This is a genomic window from Mycobacterium sp., from assembly GCF_040509115.1.
In the GTDB taxonomy this organism is placed as follows: domain Bacteria; phylum Actinomycetota; class Actinomycetes; order Mycobacteriales; family Mycobacteriaceae; genus Mycobacterium.
Genome location: NZ_JBEVLO010000494.1, coordinates 1 through 17460, shown reverse-complemented (window position 1 = coordinate 17460; position 17460 = coordinate 1). Strand labels below are relative to the sequence as shown.

General features: G+C 68.2%; 15 protein-coding genes and 1 tRNA gene. 6 read left to right on the top strand and 10 right to left on the bottom strand.

Translation table 11 applies throughout. From position 1 onward, the window contains the following. Positions 1-61: 61 nt before the first annotated feature. Positions 62-946: an alpha/beta fold hydrolase gene (locus ABW137_RS33450; RefSeq protein ID WP_526406847.1), complete on the bottom strand. Its 885-nt coding sequence runs from the start codon at positions 944-946 to the stop codon at positions 62-64. Positions 947-1010: 64 nt separating this feature from the next. Between ABW137_RS33450 and ABW137_RS33445 the strand changes: the two genes are divergently transcribed. Continuing rightward, a complete protein-coding gene (locus ABW137_RS33445) occupies positions 1011-2936 on the top strand; it encodes a propionyl-CoA synthetase (RefSeq protein ID WP_526406845.1) in 1926 nt (641 codons plus the stop codon). Between the two features lie 222 nt (positions 2937-3158). Here ABW137_RS33445 and ABW137_RS33440 read toward each other — a convergent pair whose 3' ends face one another. From ABW137_RS33440 to ABW137_RS33415, 6 genes are all read right to left on the bottom strand, one after another. Further along, positions 3159-3452, bottom strand: coding sequence for a hypothetical protein (locus ABW137_RS33440; protein ID WP_526406843.1), 294 nt, complete (start codon positions 3450-3452; stop codon positions 3159-3161). A gap of 88 nt (positions 3453-3540) precedes the next feature. Then, positions 3541-4482: a Ppx/GppA phosphatase family protein gene (locus ABW137_RS33435; RefSeq protein WP_526406841.1), complete on the bottom strand. Its 942-nt coding sequence runs from the start codon at positions 4480-4482 to the stop codon at positions 3541-3543. Then, positions 4479-4973, bottom strand: coding sequence for a DUF501 domain-containing protein (locus tag ABW137_RS33430; protein ID WP_526406839.1), 495 nt, complete (start codon positions 4971-4973; stop codon positions 4479-4481). The genes ABW137_RS33435 and ABW137_RS33430 overlap by 4 nt, the downstream gene beginning before the upstream one ends. Then, entirely contained in the window at positions 4966-5715 is a 750-nt protein-coding gene (locus ABW137_RS33425; protein ID WP_526406837.1) for an FtsB family cell division protein, read from the bottom strand. The genes ABW137_RS33430 and ABW137_RS33425 overlap by 8 nt, the downstream gene beginning before the upstream one ends. Before the next feature lie 16 nt (positions 5716-5731). Further along, positions 5732-7021, bottom strand: a complete 1290-nt coding sequence (gene eno, locus ABW137_RS33420; RefSeq protein WP_526406835.1) for a phosphopyruvate hydratase — start codon at positions 7019-7021, stop codon at positions 5732-5734. A 156-nt stretch (positions 7022-7177) separates the two neighbouring features. After that, positions 7178-7909, bottom strand: a complete 732-nt coding sequence (locus tag ABW137_RS33415) for a lytic transglycosylase domain-containing protein (protein ID WP_526406833.1) — start codon at positions 7907-7909, stop codon at positions 7178-7180. 167 nt (positions 7910-8076) lie between these two features. Between ABW137_RS33415 and efeU the strand changes: the two genes are divergently transcribed. The 3 genes from efeU to efeB are packed head-to-tail and all read left to right on the top strand — an operon-like array spanning position 8077 to position 11566. Further along, positions 8077-9033: an iron uptake transporter permease EfeU gene (efeU, locus tag ABW137_RS33410; RefSeq protein ID WP_526406831.1), complete on the top strand. Its 957-nt coding sequence runs from the start codon at positions 8077-8079 to the stop codon at positions 9031-9033. Further along, positions 9033-10223: an iron uptake system protein EfeO gene (gene efeO, locus ABW137_RS33405; protein WP_526406853.1), complete on the top strand. Its 1191-nt coding sequence runs from the start codon at positions 9033-9035 to the stop codon at positions 10221-10223. Before efeU ends, efeO begins: the two co-directional genes overlap by 1 nt. Next, positions 10220-11566, top strand: a complete 1347-nt coding sequence (efeB, locus tag ABW137_RS33400; RefSeq protein ID WP_526406829.1) for an iron uptake transporter deferrochelatase/peroxidase subunit — start codon at positions 10220-10222, stop codon at positions 11564-11566. The genes efeO and efeB overlap by 4 nt, the downstream gene beginning before the upstream one ends. On the opposite strand, the gene ABW137_RS33395 is transcribed toward efeB, so the two are convergent. The 3 genes from ABW137_RS33395 to ABW137_RS33385 all read right to left on the bottom strand — a co-directional run bounded on the left by ABW137_RS33395 (position 11539) and on the right by ABW137_RS33385 (position 17026). Then, positions 11539-12654, bottom strand: coding sequence for a nucleoside triphosphate pyrophosphohydrolase (locus ABW137_RS33395; RefSeq protein ID WP_526406827.1), 1116 nt, complete (start codon positions 12652-12654; stop codon positions 11539-11541). The two genes, efeB and ABW137_RS33395, sit on opposite strands and share 28 nt — an antisense overlap. Positions 12655-12688: 34 nt before the next feature. Beyond that, on the bottom strand, positions 12689-16324 hold the full coding sequence (gene mfd, locus ABW137_RS33390) for a transcription-repair coupling factor (protein ID WP_526406825.1): 3636 nt from the start codon (positions 16322-16324) through the stop codon (positions 12689-12691). A 108-nt stretch (positions 16325-16432) separates the two neighbouring features. Then, positions 16433-17026 carry a TetR/AcrR family transcriptional regulator gene (locus ABW137_RS33385; protein ID WP_526406851.1) on the bottom strand — a complete coding sequence of 198 codons (594 nt, stop codon included), beginning with the start codon at positions 17024-17026 and terminating at the stop codon, positions 16433-16435. 121 nt (positions 17027-17147) lie between these two features. Between ABW137_RS33385 and ABW137_RS33380 the strand changes: the two genes are divergently transcribed. After that, a tRNA-Gln gene (locus ABW137_RS33380) sits at positions 17148-17219 on the top strand. A 90-nt stretch (positions 17220-17309) separates the two neighbouring features. Beyond that, positions 17310-17460: NTP transferase domain-containing protein (locus tag ABW137_RS33375; protein WP_526406849.1), on the top strand; the 151-nt coding region annotated here is incomplete at its 3' end.

The window sequence follows — 17460 nt, the reverse complement described above, 5'->3', positions numbered from 1 at the left end:
CCCCCACGCGATTTGTGCACGTTTACCCGCGCGCACCGCGGGTTTCAACACGCAAATCGCTTTAGTCGGCCAGCGCGATCAACTTCGCGCGCACCAGGTCCGGTCGCTCGTCGATGACGAAGTGCCCGGCGTCGACCGCCTCGAACGTGTAGTCGTCGGCCCGAGCGGTCGCGGGATCGGCCAGCGAGTGATGCACGGCGAAGTCCGCCATGCCGAACAACGCGCGGATGGGAACCGTCGCTCGACGTTCCTCGGGTTGCCTCGCCCCAGAAGGTAGCTCGCGCAACAAGAACGTGCGGTAGGTGTCCGTCGCCGCCCGCGCGACGGCGGGATCACGGAAGCGGTCGGCGTAGATCCGGGCCACCGCGGGCTCGACCCGATGCGCCTTGGGCCCGAACCCGAAGATGACCTTCTCCAGATACGGGGTGCGGCGCTGCAGCGGCACCCCGATGCTGGCCACGAACGGCTGGTAAGCCAGGAACCGCCAGAAGTGCGGGAGGATCGTTCGCGGGGTCTGCCACGGGTGCGCCATGTTGCACACCAGATACCCGTCGAACCGCTCCGGCGCGGACAGCACCATTCGGTAGCCCACGAAGCCACCCCAATCGTGACCGACGAGCAGCACCCGGTCCAACCCCAGCGCGTCCAACAACGCGATCACGTCGGCGGCGACGTCGTCCTTGGCCCACTGGTGCGGAGCAGGCCCCGACCACCCGTAGCCCGGCAGGTCCGGGGCGATGATGCGCAGCCCGGGAGGCGGGTTCTCCAAGAGGTCGCGGTACACGAAGTGGTGCTGCGGCCAGCCGTGCAGCGCGACGACGGGACGCCCGTCCTGCGGGCCCGCCTCGGTGACGTGGAACCTCACCCCCCGCGCCTCGACGAAGGATCTGCGTACCCCGGCGATCGCCGGCGGCTGACTGCTTGTTGACGTCGCGTCAGTAACCATCATTGGACTATAGGAACTCGCCGGATGGCCCCGACAACCGAGGCTGGCGCGCTACCGTGCCGGTATGGCCGGCTCCCCTCACACCTACAGAGAACTGTTCGACGCCAGCATCGATGACGCCGAGCGTTTCTGGGCCGACGCGGCACGCGCGGTGACCTGGATACGCGAACCGGAACGCATCCTCGACGATGCCAATCCCCCGTTCTACCGCTGGTTCCCCGACGCGCAACTCAACACGTGCGCCAACGCGCTGGACCGCCACGTCGCCGATCCCGGGGGGAAGGAGCCCAGCGACCCGGGACATCAGTGGGGAGGCCGCGGCGAGCAGGCGGCGCTCATCTACGACTCCCCCGTCACCGGCACCAAACGCACCTACACCTACGCCGAACTACTCGACGAGACAGCGCGTTTCGCAGGAGCACTGCGCACCCTTGGCGTGACCAAGGGCGACCGCGTCGTCATCTACATGCCGATGGTGCCGGAGGCCGTCATCGCGATGCTGGCGTGCGCCCGGCTCGGCGCGGTGCACTCGGTGGTGTTCGGCGGGTTCGCCGCCAACGAGCTCGCGGCCCGCATCGACGACGCCCGCCCCGCCGTCGTCGTCTCCGCGTCGTGCGGAATCGAACCCACCCGCGTCGTCGACTACAAGCCGATGCTCGACGCCGCGCTCGACATGGCCGAGCACCACACCCCTGCCTGCGTCATCCTCCAGCGCGACCAGAGCCCCTGCGAACTGGTGGCCGGCCGTGACGTGTCGTGGGCCGACGCGGTCGCCGACGCCGAACCCGTCGACCCCGTCCCCGTTGCCGCCACCGATCCGCTCTACGTGCTCTACACCTCGGGCACCACCGGCAAGCCCAAGGGCATCGTCCGCGACAACGGTGGACACGCCGTGGCCCTGCTGTGGACCATGCGCCACATCTACGACACTCAGCCCGGCGAAGTGTATTGGGCCGCTTCGGATGTCGGCTGGGTGGTCGGCCACTCCTACATCGTGTACGGCCCGCTGCTGCTCGGCGCCACCACGGTGCTCTACGAAGGCAAGCCGGTCGGCACGCCCGATGCCGGCGCGTTCTGGCGGGTCGCCGCCGAGCACGGCGTGAAGGCCCTCTTCACCGCGCCGACGGCGATGCGCGCCATCAAGAAGGAGGACCCCGAGGCCAAGCACCTGGCCGGCCACGACCTGTCCAGGCTGCAGTACCTGTTCCAGGCGGGCGAACGACTCGACCCGGGGACGTACCACTGGGCCGCCGAGAAACTGGGCATCCCCGTCATCGACCACTGGTGGCAGACCGAGACCGGGTGGTCGATCGCGGCCGACCCGATGGGCGTCGAGCCCATGCCCGTCAAGGCGGGCTCGGCGACGGTGCCGATGCCTGGATTCGACGTTCGCGTGCTACGTCCCGACGGAACTCAGTGCGACACAGGCGAAGAGGGCGCGATCTGCGTCAAGCTACCGCTGCCGCCCGGCACCCTGCCCACCCTGTGGGGCGACGACGACCGCTACGTCGCGTCCTACCTCTCGGCGTTCCCCGGTTACTACCTGTCTGGTGACGGCGGCTACCTCGACGAGGACGGCTACCTGTTCGTGATGGGCCGGACCGACGACGTCATCAACGTCGCGGGGCACCGACTTTCCACCGGATCCATCGAGGCCGTGCTCGCGACGCATCCCGCCGTCGCGGAGTGCGCGGTGATCGGCGTGGCCGACGACATCAAGGGCCAGACACCACGCGGCTTCGTCGTGCTGAAGTCGGGGGCTACCGCCGACGGTCTGGCGGGCGACCTCGTCGACGCGGTGCGCGCGAACATCGGTGCGGTGGCGAACTTCAAACGCGTGGACGTGGTGGCAGCGCTGCCGAAGACGCGCTCGGGGAAGATCCTGCGCAAGACCATGCGCGGCATCGCCGACGGACGCGACGAACCGGTGCCATCGACGATCGAAGACGCCGGTGTCCTCGAAGCGCTCACCCCGATCCTCAAGTCATGAGACGCACCTGAGACCTTGCCCGGATCGGTAACGCCTCAGCGTGATCGGAACTATTGTCAAGAAGTCAGATGTGGATATTCGAGCAAGTCAACTGAGGTGGATTGCCATGCGAGTTCCAGACCAGAAGGCCGGCGGCTGTACGTGCAAGTGCAACGCGTGTGACGGCGGACATCATTGCGGAAACCCGCCCAACTGCAACGTGCGGCGCTGAGGCCTCGACGCCTAACGAAGAGCTGACAGCTCCGCTGCCGTTTCGGATTCGGCCCGCAACCAACTCGGGAACGGCAGTGGGGCCTCGTCGGACCGCCTGCTGTCCGCGGCGAAGCACAGCATGCTCACCGCGAAGCTGACCAGCGCAACCAGACCGAGAAGGCCCGCCGTGGCCGCGCTGCCATCGCCAAGCGCCACCACTGCGATCACCGCCGCGACCACCGCACCGAGCATCGTGATCAGCCCACTGGTCGCCAAGATCTCGGCGGCCGGGTCGTTGACGTTGCGGGTCTTCTGATCAGCCACGGTGCTTCCCTTCTTCAACCATTCACCCCTGTTCGGGCAGACGGTTTTTACCCTGGCCCGACGGGTTCAAAACCTGGGCTGGTGTGATCTAGGCAATCGACAGCGCAATGCCGTCCAGGATGTCGTGCTCGCTGACCACCAGCTCGCCGATGCCGGCTCGCGAGTCGAGCTCACGCGCCAACTCCTGCACCACGATCGCGCCGCCGCCGATGACGTCGACCCGCCCTTCGTGCATGGGTCCGAGCGCGGCCCGTTGTCGTCTCGTCATCGCCAGCAGCCCCCCGCACACCTTCAACAGCTCGTCGAACCCGACCCGGGACAGGTGGATCGCCTCGGAGTCGTAGGCCGCCATGTTGAGCGCGAGCGCCGACAGCGTCGTCATGGTGCCCGCGACGCCCACCCACGTCTTCGCCCGCTCGACGGGCACGACGGCCAGCGCATCGGCAAGCCCGTCGCGGACCACCGCGCGCGCCGCGGCGATCTCGTCGTCGGTCGGCGGGTCGGACTTCAGGCAGCGCTCGGTGAGCCGGACGCAGCCGATGTTCGCCGAGTAGCTCGCGTCGACGTCTCCCGAGCCGGACCCCAGCACGATCTCCGTCGAACCTCCTCCGAGGTCGACGACGACGAAAGGCCCTGCGGCGGCGTCGAGTTCGCCGACCGCACCGCGGAATGACAGCTCGGCCTCCTCGGTGCCCGTGATCACCTCGGCGACCGCACCCGGCACCGCGACGCCAAGCACCTCGGCCGTCATGGCGAAGAATTCGTCCCGGTTGGCGGCGTCACGGGTGGCCGACGTCGCCACCATCCGCACCGTCGCCACCTCGTGGGTCTGCAGCAGCGCGGCGTAGTCGGTCAGCGCGGCGCGCGTGCGGCCCAACGCCTCGGCGCCGAACCGGCCCGTCGCGTCGACACCCTCGCCGAGCCGGACGATGCGCATCTCGCGGTGCACGTCCCGGAGCCGGCCGTCGAGGACGTCGGCGATCAGCAATCGGATGGAATTGGTTCCGCAGTCGATCGCAGCGACCCTCACGGCGTCCACACCTCTCGATCCAGGATTCCCGCCATCGCAGGCTCGATGGCCAACACCGCGAGGGCCTCGTCGCCGAACGGGTTCACCCCCGGCCCCTTGGCCAACGAATGCGCGATGACGACGTGCAGGCACTTCACCCGGTCCGGCATCCCGCCACCGGAGAACGTCGTGCCGAGGGACTCGATGGCGTCGCGCTCGGCCAGGTAGGACTCGTGCGCGCGACGGTATGCCGCAGCAAGGTCGGCATCGGTGGCCAGCCGCTCCGTCATGTCGCGCATCATGCCCGAGGACTCCAGCCGGCTCGCGGCGGCCGTCAGCGCGGGATGCGTCAGGTAGTACAGCGTCGGGAACGGTGTTCCGTCAGGAAGTTTCGGCGCCGTCTTCACCACGGCGGGCGTCCCGTCCGGGCATCGGTAGGCGATCCCGACGACGCCACGCGGCTCGCGGCCCAACTGGAGTGCGACGGCGTCGAGATCGGCTTGGTCAACCACCGGGAACCGGGGGATTCGGCGACGGCGGGACGCCGTCCAGATTCGGCGACGGCGGAAGGCCGCCCTCAGGAGGGGGCACCGGACCGCCGGGCGCGGACCCGCCCGGAAGCGGGGGCACCGGCGAAACCCCGTGCGGGGCATCGGCGATCGTGTGCCACAGCGACGTGTACCAGGGTTGGCCGCTCGGCGGCGCGGCCACCTCGGCGCCAGGAGCCGCGGTGGGGACGTCACCCGGCGGCAACTGCACCTGATAGGGAATGTCACCGGGCATCACGAACCCGAGCCGCTCGCGGGCCTGCGCGGCGATGAAGACCGGGTCGGCGAGCTTGACCTTCTGCTGTTCCAACTCGGCGATCTGGGCGCGCAGGTGCGCCTCCGTCTCGGCGAGCTGCCTCATCTCGGTGCGTTGCGCGAAGAACGTCCGCACCGGGCCCGCGATCGTCAGCGTCAGCACGCAGACCACCGCCGCAAGGATCGCCGCGCGCCGCGCCGCCGAGCCAAGGCGCTGCTCGGACTGCTGTTCGGCGGCGTCGACGATGGACCGCCGGATCGGCTCGACGACGACCGACTCGTCGTCCTCGGCCTCCAAGTCGACCACGGGCGCGGCCTCTGGTGCGGGACGCGCCTCGATCGCCCTGGGCTCCCGACGAATCGGCGACGCCCCCCGCGGTCGCCCACCACCCTTACCCGGCCGCGACGCAGGGGCGCGGCGCTTGGGGTCGGGCCGCTTCGCGTCGGGCATGTTTCGAGTATCGCAGCTACTTGCTCTCCAACGAGAAACGTGGGAACGCCAAATCACCGGCGTAGCGCGCCGCGTCGCCCAGCTCCTCTTCGATGCGCAGCAGCTGGTTGTACTTGGCGACGCGCTCGCTGCGGGCCGGGGCGCCGGTCTTGATCTGACCGCTGCTCACGGCGACGGCCAGGTCGGCGATGGTGGTGTCCTCGGTCTCGCCCGAACGGTGGCTCATCATCGTCCGGTACCCGCTGCTGTGCGCGAGCGCCACGGCATCAAGCGTCTCGGTCAGCGTGCCGATCTGATTCACCTTGACCAGCAACGCGTTTGCCGCACCCTTCTCGATGCCCTCTTCGAGCCGTTCGGGATTGGTGACGAACAGGTCGTCGCCGACGATCTGGATGCGGTCACCGATCGCGGTGGTCAGCGATACCCAGCCCTCCCAGTCATCCTCCGAGAGCGGATCTTCGATCGACACCAGCGGGTACGCGTCGAGCAGGCCCGCGTAGAACTCCGTCATCTGCGCGGCGGTGCGGGTCTCCTTCTCGAAGGCGTAACCCGTGCCGTCGGTGTAGAACTCGGTGGCCGCGACGTCGAGGGCGAGCGCCACGTCGGCGCCGAGCTTGAGGCCGGTGCCCTCGATCGCCGAGCTGATCAGATCCAGCGCGGCCTTGGTGCCCGCGATGTCGGGGGCGAAGCCGCCCTCGTCACCCAGACCGGTGGCCAGGCCCTGCTTCTTCAGCACCGACTTGAGCGAGTGGTACACCTCGGCGCCCCAGCGCAGCGCCTCCTTGAACGACGGCGCACCGATCGGGGCGACCATGAACTCCTGCACGTCGACGCCGGTGTCGGCGTGGGCGCCGCCGTTGACGATGTTCATCATCGGGACGGGAAGGATGTGCGCGTTCGGCCCGCCGATGTACCTGAACAGCGGCAGCCCGGAGGCATCGGCGGCGGCCTTCGCGACGGCGAGCGACACCCCGAGGATGGCGTTGGCGCCCAGCCGGGACTTGTCGGGGGTGCCGTCGCAGTCCAGCAGCGCCTGGTCGACGAGACGCTGATCGTCGGCATTCAGGCCGACGACGGCGGGGGCCAACTCGGCGAGAACGCCCTCAACGGCCTTTTCCACGCCCTTGCCCAGGTAGCGGTCACCGCCGTCGCGGAGTTCGACGGCCTCGTGCTCACCGGTCGACGCCCCCGAAGGCACCGCGGCGCGGGCGGCGGAACCGTCGTCCAGCACCACCTCGACCTCCACCGTCGGGTTGCCGCGGGAATCGAGAATCTCTCTTGCTGCGATCTGCTCGATGACGGGCACTGACGTCTCCCTAGGGTCGGGGGCTCAAACGGACGGACCTAGCCTAGATGCTGGCGTTGCGCGCCGCCGAGAGAGTCCGGGCGGACTACTGAATCGAACCAGACGCACCCCGAACCAGACGCGAATCGAACCAGATGCACCTCGAACCGGACCCGCCTACAGCGAGCGCCCTTCGGCATATGCCGTCGCCCAGTCCCTCACCGTGCGGGCGTACTGGTCGGAGAGGTTGTAGGCGCGCAGCGCATCCATCCAGCCCTTCGGCGTGGACAGATCCTTGCCGCGCCAACACAGATAGCCCGCCGCCGAGAGCGCCGCGTCGTCGATGTTGTCGGGACTGATGACCCCGTCGTTGTTGGCGTCGACGCCGTAGAGCTTCCACGTCTCCGGGATGAACTGCATGGGCCCCATCGCCCGATCCATCAACGCATCACCATCGAGCTTGCCCCGGTCGGTGTCGGGAATGGCCATGTTGCCCATCGTCCCGTCGAGGCGAACGCCGCGGATCGACGGCGTCACGTCGCCGTCCGGCGCGATGACCGCACCGCGGTACGTGCCGTGGTGACTCTCCACCATCCCGATGCCAGCCAGCGTCGTCCACGCCAGATGACACTTCGGGTTCTCCACCTCGGCGACCCGGGCGGCGTAGGCGTAGGCCTCCAGTGCGGTCACCGGGATCCCGAGCGCCGGAGCGCGCTGGGCCGCCCACGCGTGCAGCTGATCGGCAGGCCGACCCTTGGCGTAGGTGTCGATCGGAGGGACCGGGTCACCCGTCGGAGGCGGCACGCCATCGGGAATCGGAACGCTCGCCTGAAAGGAACAGGAGGAGATCATGAGCAGGGCCGTTGCGACGATCACCGCGACGGCCCTCAGCCAACGCATCGGTGACACCGGACCCCTTAACCCACTCACTTGCAGCCATCGTCGCACGGGTCGGCGGCCACCCACGTCAGCGCCGATCGGGCGTACAGTTCCCCTACCTTCCTTGCTAAGGTGAGCCACACCTAGCAATGGTTAGGCAAAGCTGGCACGGGGATCTCACAGCAAGGACGATTGAAATGGCCGCCCTCGGGGACGTCTCGATGTCGCTTCTGGCTGCGGGTCCCAGTGTTTCGTCACAGCTGTTCGGCAGCGCCCTGATCGGTGTGCGCGAAGGACTGGAAGCCGCCATCGTCGTCACCATCCTGGTGGCCTTCCTGGTGAAGTCCGAACGTCGCGACGCAATCAAGTGGGTATGGCTCGGCGTGGGCGCGGCCCTCGTCATGACCGTCGGAGTGTTCCTGGCCATCCAGTTCGGCCGCAACACGATCTCGGGCCTCGGCGCCGAGGCCATCGCCGGCGTCGCCTCCCTGATCGCGGTCGTCATCGTCACGACGATGATCCTGTGGATGCGCAAGGTGTCGGCCAGCATGTCCGGACGACTGCGCGGCGACATGGCCAAAGCGCTTGAGGCAGGCGCGTTCGCGGTCCTGTCGCTGTCGTTCTTGGCCGTCGGCCGCGAGGGCGTCGAGACCGCGCTGTTCATGGTCGGCTTCGCCGAGGCCAAGACACTGTGGCCGCTGACGGGCCTCATCATCGGCGTCCTGATCGCCGTCGCCATCGCCTACGCCATGTACCGCGGCGCGCTGCGCATCAACCTGGCGAAGTTCTTCACGTACACCGGAGCGTTCCTGGTGATCGTCGCCGCGGGCATCCTGTCCTACGGCATCGGCGCGCTGCAGACCGTCGGCTGGCTGCCCGGCCTGTCCAGCCGACCGTTCGACATCAGCGGCTGGTTCGACTGGACGTCGTGGTACGGCCAGGTCATCCAGGGTGTCTTCAACGTCACGCCGACGCCGACCTGGCTGCAGTTCATCTGCTGGGCGCTCTATCTCGCCATCGTTCTCATCATCTTCCTGCGCCCGTCGAGGGCACCTGCGAAGCCGACGGACACCACCCCGTCGGGTACTCCCCCCGCTAGCTCCGACCCCGACAGGGTTTCGGAGCCAACCACCTCCGAAAGGTCGAGCACGTGATGTTCTCTGTGAACGGTTCCCGTACCGCGAGGGCAGGTGTCGCCGCGGCGGCCGCCCTCTTGACGGGCATCTCGCTCGTCGGCTGCCAGGCCAAGGAAGCCGAGACCCCCGCCGATGGCGCCAGCACCAGCGGGGCGGCGGGCGCGCCAGCGGCGATCACGGTCACCGCGTCCGACACTGCGTGCGAGCTGTCCGGCACCGAGGGCGCCACCGGCGCCAACACGTTCACCATCACGAACAACGGCACCAAGGTCACCGAGTTCTACGTGTACGACGAGGGCGACCGCGTCATGGGCGAGGTCGAGAACATCTCCCCCGGCCTCGAGCGCAAGCTCATCGTCCAGCTCACCGAGCCGGGCACGTATCAGACCGCCTGCAAGCCGGGCATGATCGGCGACGGCATCCGCGGCGACTACAAGGTCACCGGTGAGGCCGTCGAGATCGACACCGAGGGCAAGTTCAAGGAAGCCGCCGACAACTACAAGCGCTACGTCAACAGCCAGGTCGAAGCCCTGGTTCCGGCCGTCGAGGGGTTCGCCGCGGCGGTCAAGTCCGGCAACGTCGAGGCCGCCAAGGCGCAGTTCCCCACGTCGCGCGTCTACTACGAGCGCATCGAGCCCGTGGCCGAGTCGTTCCCCGACGACCTCGATCCCCGCATCGACCTTCGCGAGGCCGACCTCGAGCCCGGCCAGAAGTGGACCGGGTTCCACGCCCTGGAGAAGCAGCTGTGGGTCACCGGGTTGCAGCCCGACGCACCCGCCCTCGCCGACCAGCTGGTCGCCGACGTGAAGGAGCTGCAGACCGGTGTCTCGGCACCCGACTTCACCGTCGACTCCACCCAGATCGCCGGCGGCGCCCAGGGTCTGCTCGACGAGATCTCGTCCAGCAAGATCTCCGGTGAAGAGGACATCTTCAGCCACACCGACCTGTGGGACTTCAACGCCAACCTGCAGGGTTCGCAGACGGCGGTCGCCTCGGTGCGCCCGATCCTCGACGAGCGCAACGCCGACCTGGGCAAGAAGGTCGACCAGCGCTTCCAGGAGTCCGAAGCGTTGTTGGAGAAGTACCGCAGCGGTGACGGGTTCGTCTTGTACGACACCGTGACCGAGCCGCAGCGCCAAGAGCTTTCCCGCTCGATCGACGCGCTGTCGAAGGAGGTCAGCCAGGTGCAGGGTGTCATAGCTGGATGACGCAGCCGGATAATCGGGTCCCCGGATCTGGGCAAGATCCCACGCCGGACGTGACCCCCACCGAATCGGACGTGCAGCGCGGACTTTCGCGCCGCAGGCTGTTCGGCGCGGCGGGGGTCACGGCGGCGGTGGTCGGCGCGGCCAGCGCGGGTGCGCTGGCCGGCCGAGCGTCCGCTTCGAGCTCCGCCCCCGTCGAACTGCAGGGCCCGGTGCCGTTCCGTGGTGAGCGGCAGGCGGGCATCATCACCGCGGCCCAGGACCGCATGCACTTCTGCTCCTTCGACGTCATCACCGAGGACCGCGACGAACTCGTCGCGATGCTCAAGGAGTGGACGCAGATGGCCGAGCGCATGACGCTCGGCGAAGAGGCGGTCACGGACGGCGCCGTCGGCCTCAACCCGTATGCACCGCCATCGGATACCGGTGAGGCCCTTGGCCTTCCGGCCTCCCAACTGACACTGACCGTCGGCTTCGGCCCGTCGTTCTTCACCAAGGACGGCAAGGACCGGTTCGGCATCGCCGACCAGCGTCCACCCGCACTGATCGACCTGCCCAAGTTCCCCAACGAAACCATGGATCCCGGCCGGAGCCACGGCGACATCTGCGTGCAGGCCTGCGCCAACGACCCCCAGGTCGCCGTGCACGCCATCCGAAACCTGGCCCGCGTCGCGTTCGGCACCGCCGCCGTGCGCTACTCCCAGCTGGGCTTCGGTCGCACGTCGTCCACGACGCGTGACCAGTCGACGCCCCGAAACCTGTTCGGGTTCAAGGACGGAACGGCCAACCTCAAGGCCGAGGACACCGGCGCGCTGAGCACGCACGTCTGGGTCGAGGACGGCGACGGCCCCGGCTGGATGACGGGCGGCACCTACCTGGTGACCCGACGCATCCGGATGCGCATCGAGAACTGGGACCGCACGACGCTGCTCGAGCAGGAGCGCGTCATCGGTCGACTGAAGGGCAGCGGCGCGCCGATCGGCTACGCCGACGAATTCGACCCACTCGACTTCGAAACCAAGAGCTCCAAGGGCGTCCCCCTCATCGACACCGACGCCCACGTCCGACTGGCCTCCTCCGAGCACCTAGGCGGCATCGAGATCCTGCGCCGCGGCTACAACTTCACCGATGGCACAGACGGTTTCGGGCACCTCGACGCGGGACTGTTCTTCATCGCGTTCGTCCGCGACCCGGAGACCTCGTTCGTGCCCATGCAGATGGAGCTGTCCCGACACGACGCGCTCAACGAGTACATCACCCACACCGGGACGGCGTTGTTCGCCTGCCCGCCCGGACTGCCAGAGGGTGACGAGGGCGCCTACTGGGGTTCGACCCTGCTGTCCTGATCGCCGGATTCTGGCTCGGCTTCGGCTTGGTCGTCGCGTTCGGCTTGGTCGTCGCGTTCGGCTTCGGCTTCGGCTTCGGGCACTGAAACACCCTCGTCGACAACCACTTCCGCCTGCGGGTCCTCGATGGCGGGCTCGCCTGCCGGGTCCTGCGTCGGCCAGTGGGCGCGCCACTCCTCCTCGGTGACCGCCCCGAGCGTCGCATCGTCGAGCTCCTCCGGAATCTCCGGATCCCGCCTGCTGGCCAGGACGGCCTGCTCGACCTTGCGCACGGTGTCCATGAAGTCCAATGCCTCTGCGCGCAAGGCGTTCTCGGCGTCGCCGCCAAGTGCCAGGCCGATCGACACCATGCCCTCCGGCAGCAGGTCGACGGGCAGGCCTGCCGCCCTGACCCGCTCGAAGACCTTCTGCGTCAACGCTAGGGCCGGCTGCGCGGTCGGCACGTCGTCCATCGAAGATCGGCGTGCCTTCACCGAGCGCTCCATCGCCTTGCGCTCCTCCCACTGCGCCAGCTGCTCGTCCAGCGAAATCGATTCGCCAGCAAGGACTGCGGGGACACGGTTGCCCAACTTGCGCACCAGCGAGTCGGCGACGTCGTCGATGTCGAACGGGTGCTGCGGGGCGTCCTCGGCGATCCGGGCGTGAAACAGCACCTGCAACAGCACGTCACCGAGTTCCTCGCGAAGCTCGGTGAGGTCACCGCTGCGCACCGCGTCGAACAGTTCGTAGGTCTCCTCGAGCAAGTATCTCCGCAGCGAATCGTGGGTCTGTTCGCCCTCCCACGGCCCGGAGGTTCGCAGCGTGTCCATGATGGCGACGGCGTCGGTGAGGCGTTCACCCCGGCGCGGAGCCGGTGTGCTGATCACGTTCTCGCCTGCAGCGATGCGGGCCTTCACCGTCGGGTGGTTCGGATCCGACGAGAGCAGCACGGGGGCGTCCTCCCCCGTGTACGCGGGCCGGGACGCGGGGAGCGACCACGGCACCCGGACGGGCATCTCCTCGGTGTACTGGACGTCGCCTGCAAGCAGCGTGATGGCCTCCACCGGTACCAGCGACGGACGGCGTGGGTCCACCAGGACGACGGTCATGGTGAGGGACGCCGGTCATTCATCCGTCGAGCGCTCATCGAGGCACACCTCCGGTGTTGGTTATATCAACATCTGATTGAGGTTTTCCATCCAGCGCCAACAGCAAACCGGCCACGACACGCAGCAATTCGGCGTCGCGCACCCGCGCCGCACCGACGCCGCTGCCCACCCGGGGAATCGGAATCGCGACCGTCGACGTGGTCGCGCGGTACGTCGCCGAGGGGTACATCCGCTTGAGCCGAAGTTGCTGGGAATCAAGCAACGTCAACGGGGTGATCCGGATCGTCGACGCCGACAACGCGCTCACCTCGGTCACGTGATACTGCCGGCAGAGCAGCCGCAGCCGGGCCACCGCGATCAACAGCTGCACCGGTTCCGGCAGTGGCCCGTAGCGGTCGACGAGTTCCTCGACCACCGCGCTGATCGACTCGTCGTCCTGCGCGGCGGCCAGCCGCCGATACCCCTCCAACCGCAGCCGGTCGCTGCCGATGTAGTCCGGCGGCAGGTGGGCGTCGACCGGCAGATCGATGCGGACGTCCTTCGGTTCCTCAACGGCCGCAATGGGATTGCCGTCGACCGCGGCCCGATACGCCTCGACCGCCTCACCGACCAGTCGCACGTACAGGTCGAAGCCGACCCCCGCGACGTGACCGGACTGCTCGGCGCCCAGTACGTTTCCCGCGCCGCGGATTTCGAGATCCTTCATCGCGACCGCCATGCCAGCGCCCAGCTCGTTGTTCTGCGCGATCGTGGCGAGCCTGTCATAGGCGGTCTCGGTCAGCGGCACCTCTGGCGGATAGAGGAAGTAGGCGTACCCGCGCTCACGGCTGCGGCCGACCCGGCCTCGCAGCTGGTGTAGCTGAGACAGCCCGAACGTGTCGGCCCGCTCCACGATCAACGTGTTGGCGTTCGAGATGTCCAGCCCCGTCTCGACGATCGTCGTGCACACCAGGATGTCGTACTCGCGATTCCAGAAGCCCTCGACCGTGCGCTCCAACGCTTCCTCGGCCATCTGGCCGTGCGCCACCACGACCCTGGCCTCCGGCACCAACGCCCTGACCTTCGCGGCGGCGGCATCGATGGTTCGGACCCGGTTGTGGATGTAGAACGCCTGCCCGTCGCGCAGCAGCTCACGGCGCAGCGCCGCCGCCACCTGCTTGTCGTCGTGCGGTCCCACGTAGGTGAGCACCGGGAAGCGTTCCTCCGGCGGGGTGAGGATCGTCGACATCTCCCGGATGCCCGCCAGGCTCATCTCCAACGTTCGCGGGATCGGGGTGGCGCTCATGGTCAGTACGTCGACGTGGGTGCGCATCGACTTGATGTGCTCCTTGTGCTCGACGCCGAAGCGTTGCTCCTCGTCGACCACGACCAGACCGAGGTCCTTCCACGTCACGCCGGTTTGGATCAGCCGGTGCGTGCCGATCACGATGTCGACCGAACCGTCCTTCATGCCTTCGAGCACCTTGCGGGACTCGGCCGGATCGGTGAACCGCGACAACCCCTTGACGGTGACCGGGAAGCCCGACATGCGAGACGTGAACGTCTGCAGGTGCTGATCGGCCAGCAGCGTCGTCGGCACCAGCACGGCGACCTGCTTGCCTGCCTGGACCGCCTTGAACGCGGCACGCACCGCGATCTCGGTCTTGCCGTAGCCGACGTCGCCGCAGATCACCCGGTCCATCGGCACCGGCTTCTCCATGTCGGACTTGACCTCGGTGATCGCGGTCAGCTGGTCGATGGTCTCGGTGAACCCGAAGGCATCCTCCATCTCGGCCTGCCACGGGGTGTCCGGGCCGAACGAGAAACCAGGTGCGGCCTGGCGCTTGGCGTACAGCGCCACCAGTTCCCCCGCGATCTCGCGGACCGCGCGACGGGCCTTGGTCTTGGTGTTGGTCCAGTCGCTGCCACCCAGCTTGCTGAGATGCGGCTCCTGGCCGCCGACGTAACGGGACAGCTGATCCAGCGAGTCCATCGGCACGTACAGCTTGTCCGACCCACCGCCACGCTTGGCCGACGCGTACTCCAGGACCAGGTACTCGCGCCGGGCACCGCCGACGGTGCGCTCCTGCATCTCCACGAAGCGGCCGATGCCGTGCTGGTCGTGCACCACCAGATCGCCTGCGGTCAGGGCGAGCGGGTCGACGACGTTGCGCCGCTTGGCGGCCAGGCGCTTGCCCTCAGGTGCGGTGGCCCGGTTACCGGTCAAATCGGTCTCGGTGATGATCACGAGGTTCGCCCCGGGCAGCACCGCACCGTCGTGCAGCGGACCCTTGAGCACCCCGACCACCCCGGGTTGCGGTGCGGCACCCGGCTCCAACATTGCTGCGGGAGTGTCGGATTCACCGAGCTGTTCGACGACGCGGTGCGCGGTTCCCGTGCCCGGCGCCACGACGGCGGCCAGTCCCCCCGTCATGACGTGGGCGCGCAGCATCGCGAACATCTCGTCGAGGCTGTTCTGCTGGCCGCGGGCCGACGGCGCGGGCCTGATGTCGAGCTCAAGGGCCGCCGGGTTGCCCAACTGGCTCAACGTCCACCACGGGTGACCACCCTCGGTGGCTGCGGACCGGACGTCGGAGAACTCGCGGAAGCCCGACCCGCCGAGTTGCTCGAGGTCGATGGGCGCGTCGGCACCCATGGCCGCGACCGACCACGACGCCTCGAGGAACTCGCGCCCGGTCTTGATCAGATCCGCCGCGCGGGTGCGGACCTTCTCGGGATCGCACACCAGGACCGGGGCACCGTCCGGCAGATGGTCCGTCAGCAGGGTCAGGTCGGTGGGCCGCAGCACCGGGAGCAGGGCTTCCATGCCGTCGACCGGGATGCCGTCGGCGAGCTTGGCGAGCATCTCCCCGACGGTGTCGCCCACTCGGTTCTCGTCGTGCGGCTGGCCCTCCGAGAGAGCGGCGGCCCGCCCGCGGACGTCGTCGGTCAGCAACAGCTCCCGACACGGCACGGCGATCAAGGTGTCGACCGCGATGTCGGGGATCGACCGCTGGTCGGCGACGGCGAACATCCGCATCTCGGAGACCTCGTCACCCCAGAACTCGATGCGCATCGGATGTTCCGCCGTCGGCGCGAAGACGTCGAGGATGCCACCCCGGACGGCGAACTCACCGCGCTTGCCGACCATGTCGACGCGCGTGTAGGCCAGCTCGACCAGCCGCGCGAGCACGCCGTCGAAGTCGGCCTCCTGCCCAACGGTCAGAATGACCGGCTCGATGTCCGCGAGGTCGGGTGCCATCGGCTGCAGCAGGGAACGCGCGGTGGTGACGACGACGCGCAGCGGCACGCCGAATCTACCGTCGTTCGGATTGTTCAGCCTGCGCAGCAACATCATTCGGGCACCGACGGTTTCGACGCCCGGTGACAACCGCTCGTGCGGCAACGTCTCCCACGACGGGAAGAGGGCCACGGCGTCGCCGTGCACAGCGCGAAGTTCCGCGGCCAGGTCGTCGGCCTCGCGGCCCGTCGCGCTGACGACGAGCAGCGGCCCCGCCTTGGCCATCGCCGCGGCGACGAAGAGCCGCGCGCTGGCAGGCCCCGCCAGTGCGACGTCGTCGGCGCCCGCCTCTGCGCGGTCGGTGAGTTCGGCGAGGGTGGGCGCGGACAGAGCCAGCTCGACGAGCCCCGCCATCGGGGTCTGGGCATGGGAGTGCCCCGATTTCTTCATGATGCATTCATCCTAGGCGGACTCGCTTCATCGACGTCGAGCGGCCACTACTGCCACGTGAGTGCCCAAAATGCATGTCCCGACTGGCCATTCGGCACCGCGCCGCAGCTAATCCTGCTGCAGCACCGGATCGGCCTCGAGGTGGGTCAACCCGTTCCACATCAGGTTGACCAGATGTGCGGCCACCACTTCCTTCTTCGGCTCCCTGGTGTCCAGCCACCACTGCGCCGTCATCGACACCGAACCGACGAGTGCCTGCGCGTACAGGGGCGCGAGCTGCGGATCCAGGCCACGGCGGGAGAAGTCACCGGCCAGGATCGACGCGACCTGGCTGACGGCGTCGTTGAGCAGACTGGAGTACGTGCCCGACGCGATGCTGGCCGGAGAGTCGCGGATGAGGATCCGGAAGCCGTCGGTGCGCTCCTCGACGTAGGTCAGCAGCGCGAGCGCGACCCGCTCGACGCGCACCCGGGAGCGGTTGTTGGTCAGCGACGACGTGATGCCGTCGAGCAGCGCAGACATCTCGCGGTCGACGACGACGGCGTACAGGCCCTCCTTGCCGCCGAAGTGCTCGTAGACGACGGGTTTGGAGACATTGGCCCGCTGGGCGATCTCCTCGATCGAGGTGCCCTCGTATCCGCGCGCCGCGAACAGCGACTTGGCGACCTCGATGAGCTGTTGCCGCCGCTCAGTGCCGGTCATCCGGGCGCGCGGGGCACGCACATCCTTCTCGGGCGCTGCCATGACGGCAAGCCTATCCCCCGGGTCGCTACGCTCCTGCTCAACGGGACGACGCGCTTCGACTAGAGTCTTCCGCGACCATTCCGTCGTGGTGTAATCGGCAGCACCTCTGATTTTGGTTCAGAAAGTTCAGGTTCGAGTCCTGGCGACGGAGCAGCCAATTTCTCGTCGCGAGCGTGCGCAAAATGACACTGTTGACGGCGTGTCGGTGTGCAGACACGCACCCTCGCGGGAAGGGACACACGTGACGACGCAAACTGAATCGGCAGTCATCGTCCTGGCGGCCGGTGCGGGCACCCGGATGCGCTCGGATACCCCGAAGGTGCTGCACACCCTGGGCGGGCGAAGCATGCTGGCGCACGCGCTCCACTCGATCGCCAAGGTGGCGCCGGAAC

Excerpts from the sequence above, each read along its gene's own strand:
- ABW137_RS33450 (WP_526406847.1), bottom strand. The coding sequence starts at position 946 with ATGGTTACTGACGCGACGTCAACAAGCAGTCAGCCGCCGGCGATCGCC.
- ABW137_RS33385 (WP_526406851.1), bottom strand. The coding sequence starts at position 17,026 with ATGACCGGCACTGAGCGGCGGCAACAGCTCATCGAGGTCGCCAAGTCG.
- ABW137_RS33445 (WP_526406845.1), top strand. The coding sequence starts at position 1,011 with ATGGCCGGCTCCCCTCACACCTACAGAGAACTGTTCGACGCCAGCATC.
- ABW137_RS33395 (WP_526406827.1), bottom strand. The coding sequence starts at position 12,654 with ATGACCGTCGTCCTGGTGGACCCACGCCGTCCGTCGCTGGTACCGGTG.
- efeU (WP_526406831.1), top strand. The coding sequence starts at position 8,077 with ATGGCCGCCCTCGGGGACGTCTCGATGTCGCTTCTGGCTGCGGGTCCC.
- efeB (WP_526406829.1), top strand. The coding sequence starts at position 10,220 with ATGACGCAGCCGGATAATCGGGTCCCCGGATCTGGGCAAGATCCCACG.
- efeO (WP_526406853.1), top strand. The coding sequence starts at position 9,033 with ATGTTCTCTGTGAACGGTTCCCGTACCGCGAGGGCAGGTGTCGCCGCG.
- mfd (WP_526406825.1), bottom strand. The coding sequence starts at position 16,324 with ATGAAGAAATCGGGGCACTCCCATGCCCAGACCCCGATGGCGGGGCTC.
- ABW137_RS33425 (WP_526406837.1), bottom strand. The coding sequence starts at position 5,715 with ATGCCCGACGCGAAGCGGCCCGACCCCAAGCGCCGCGCCCCTGCGTCG.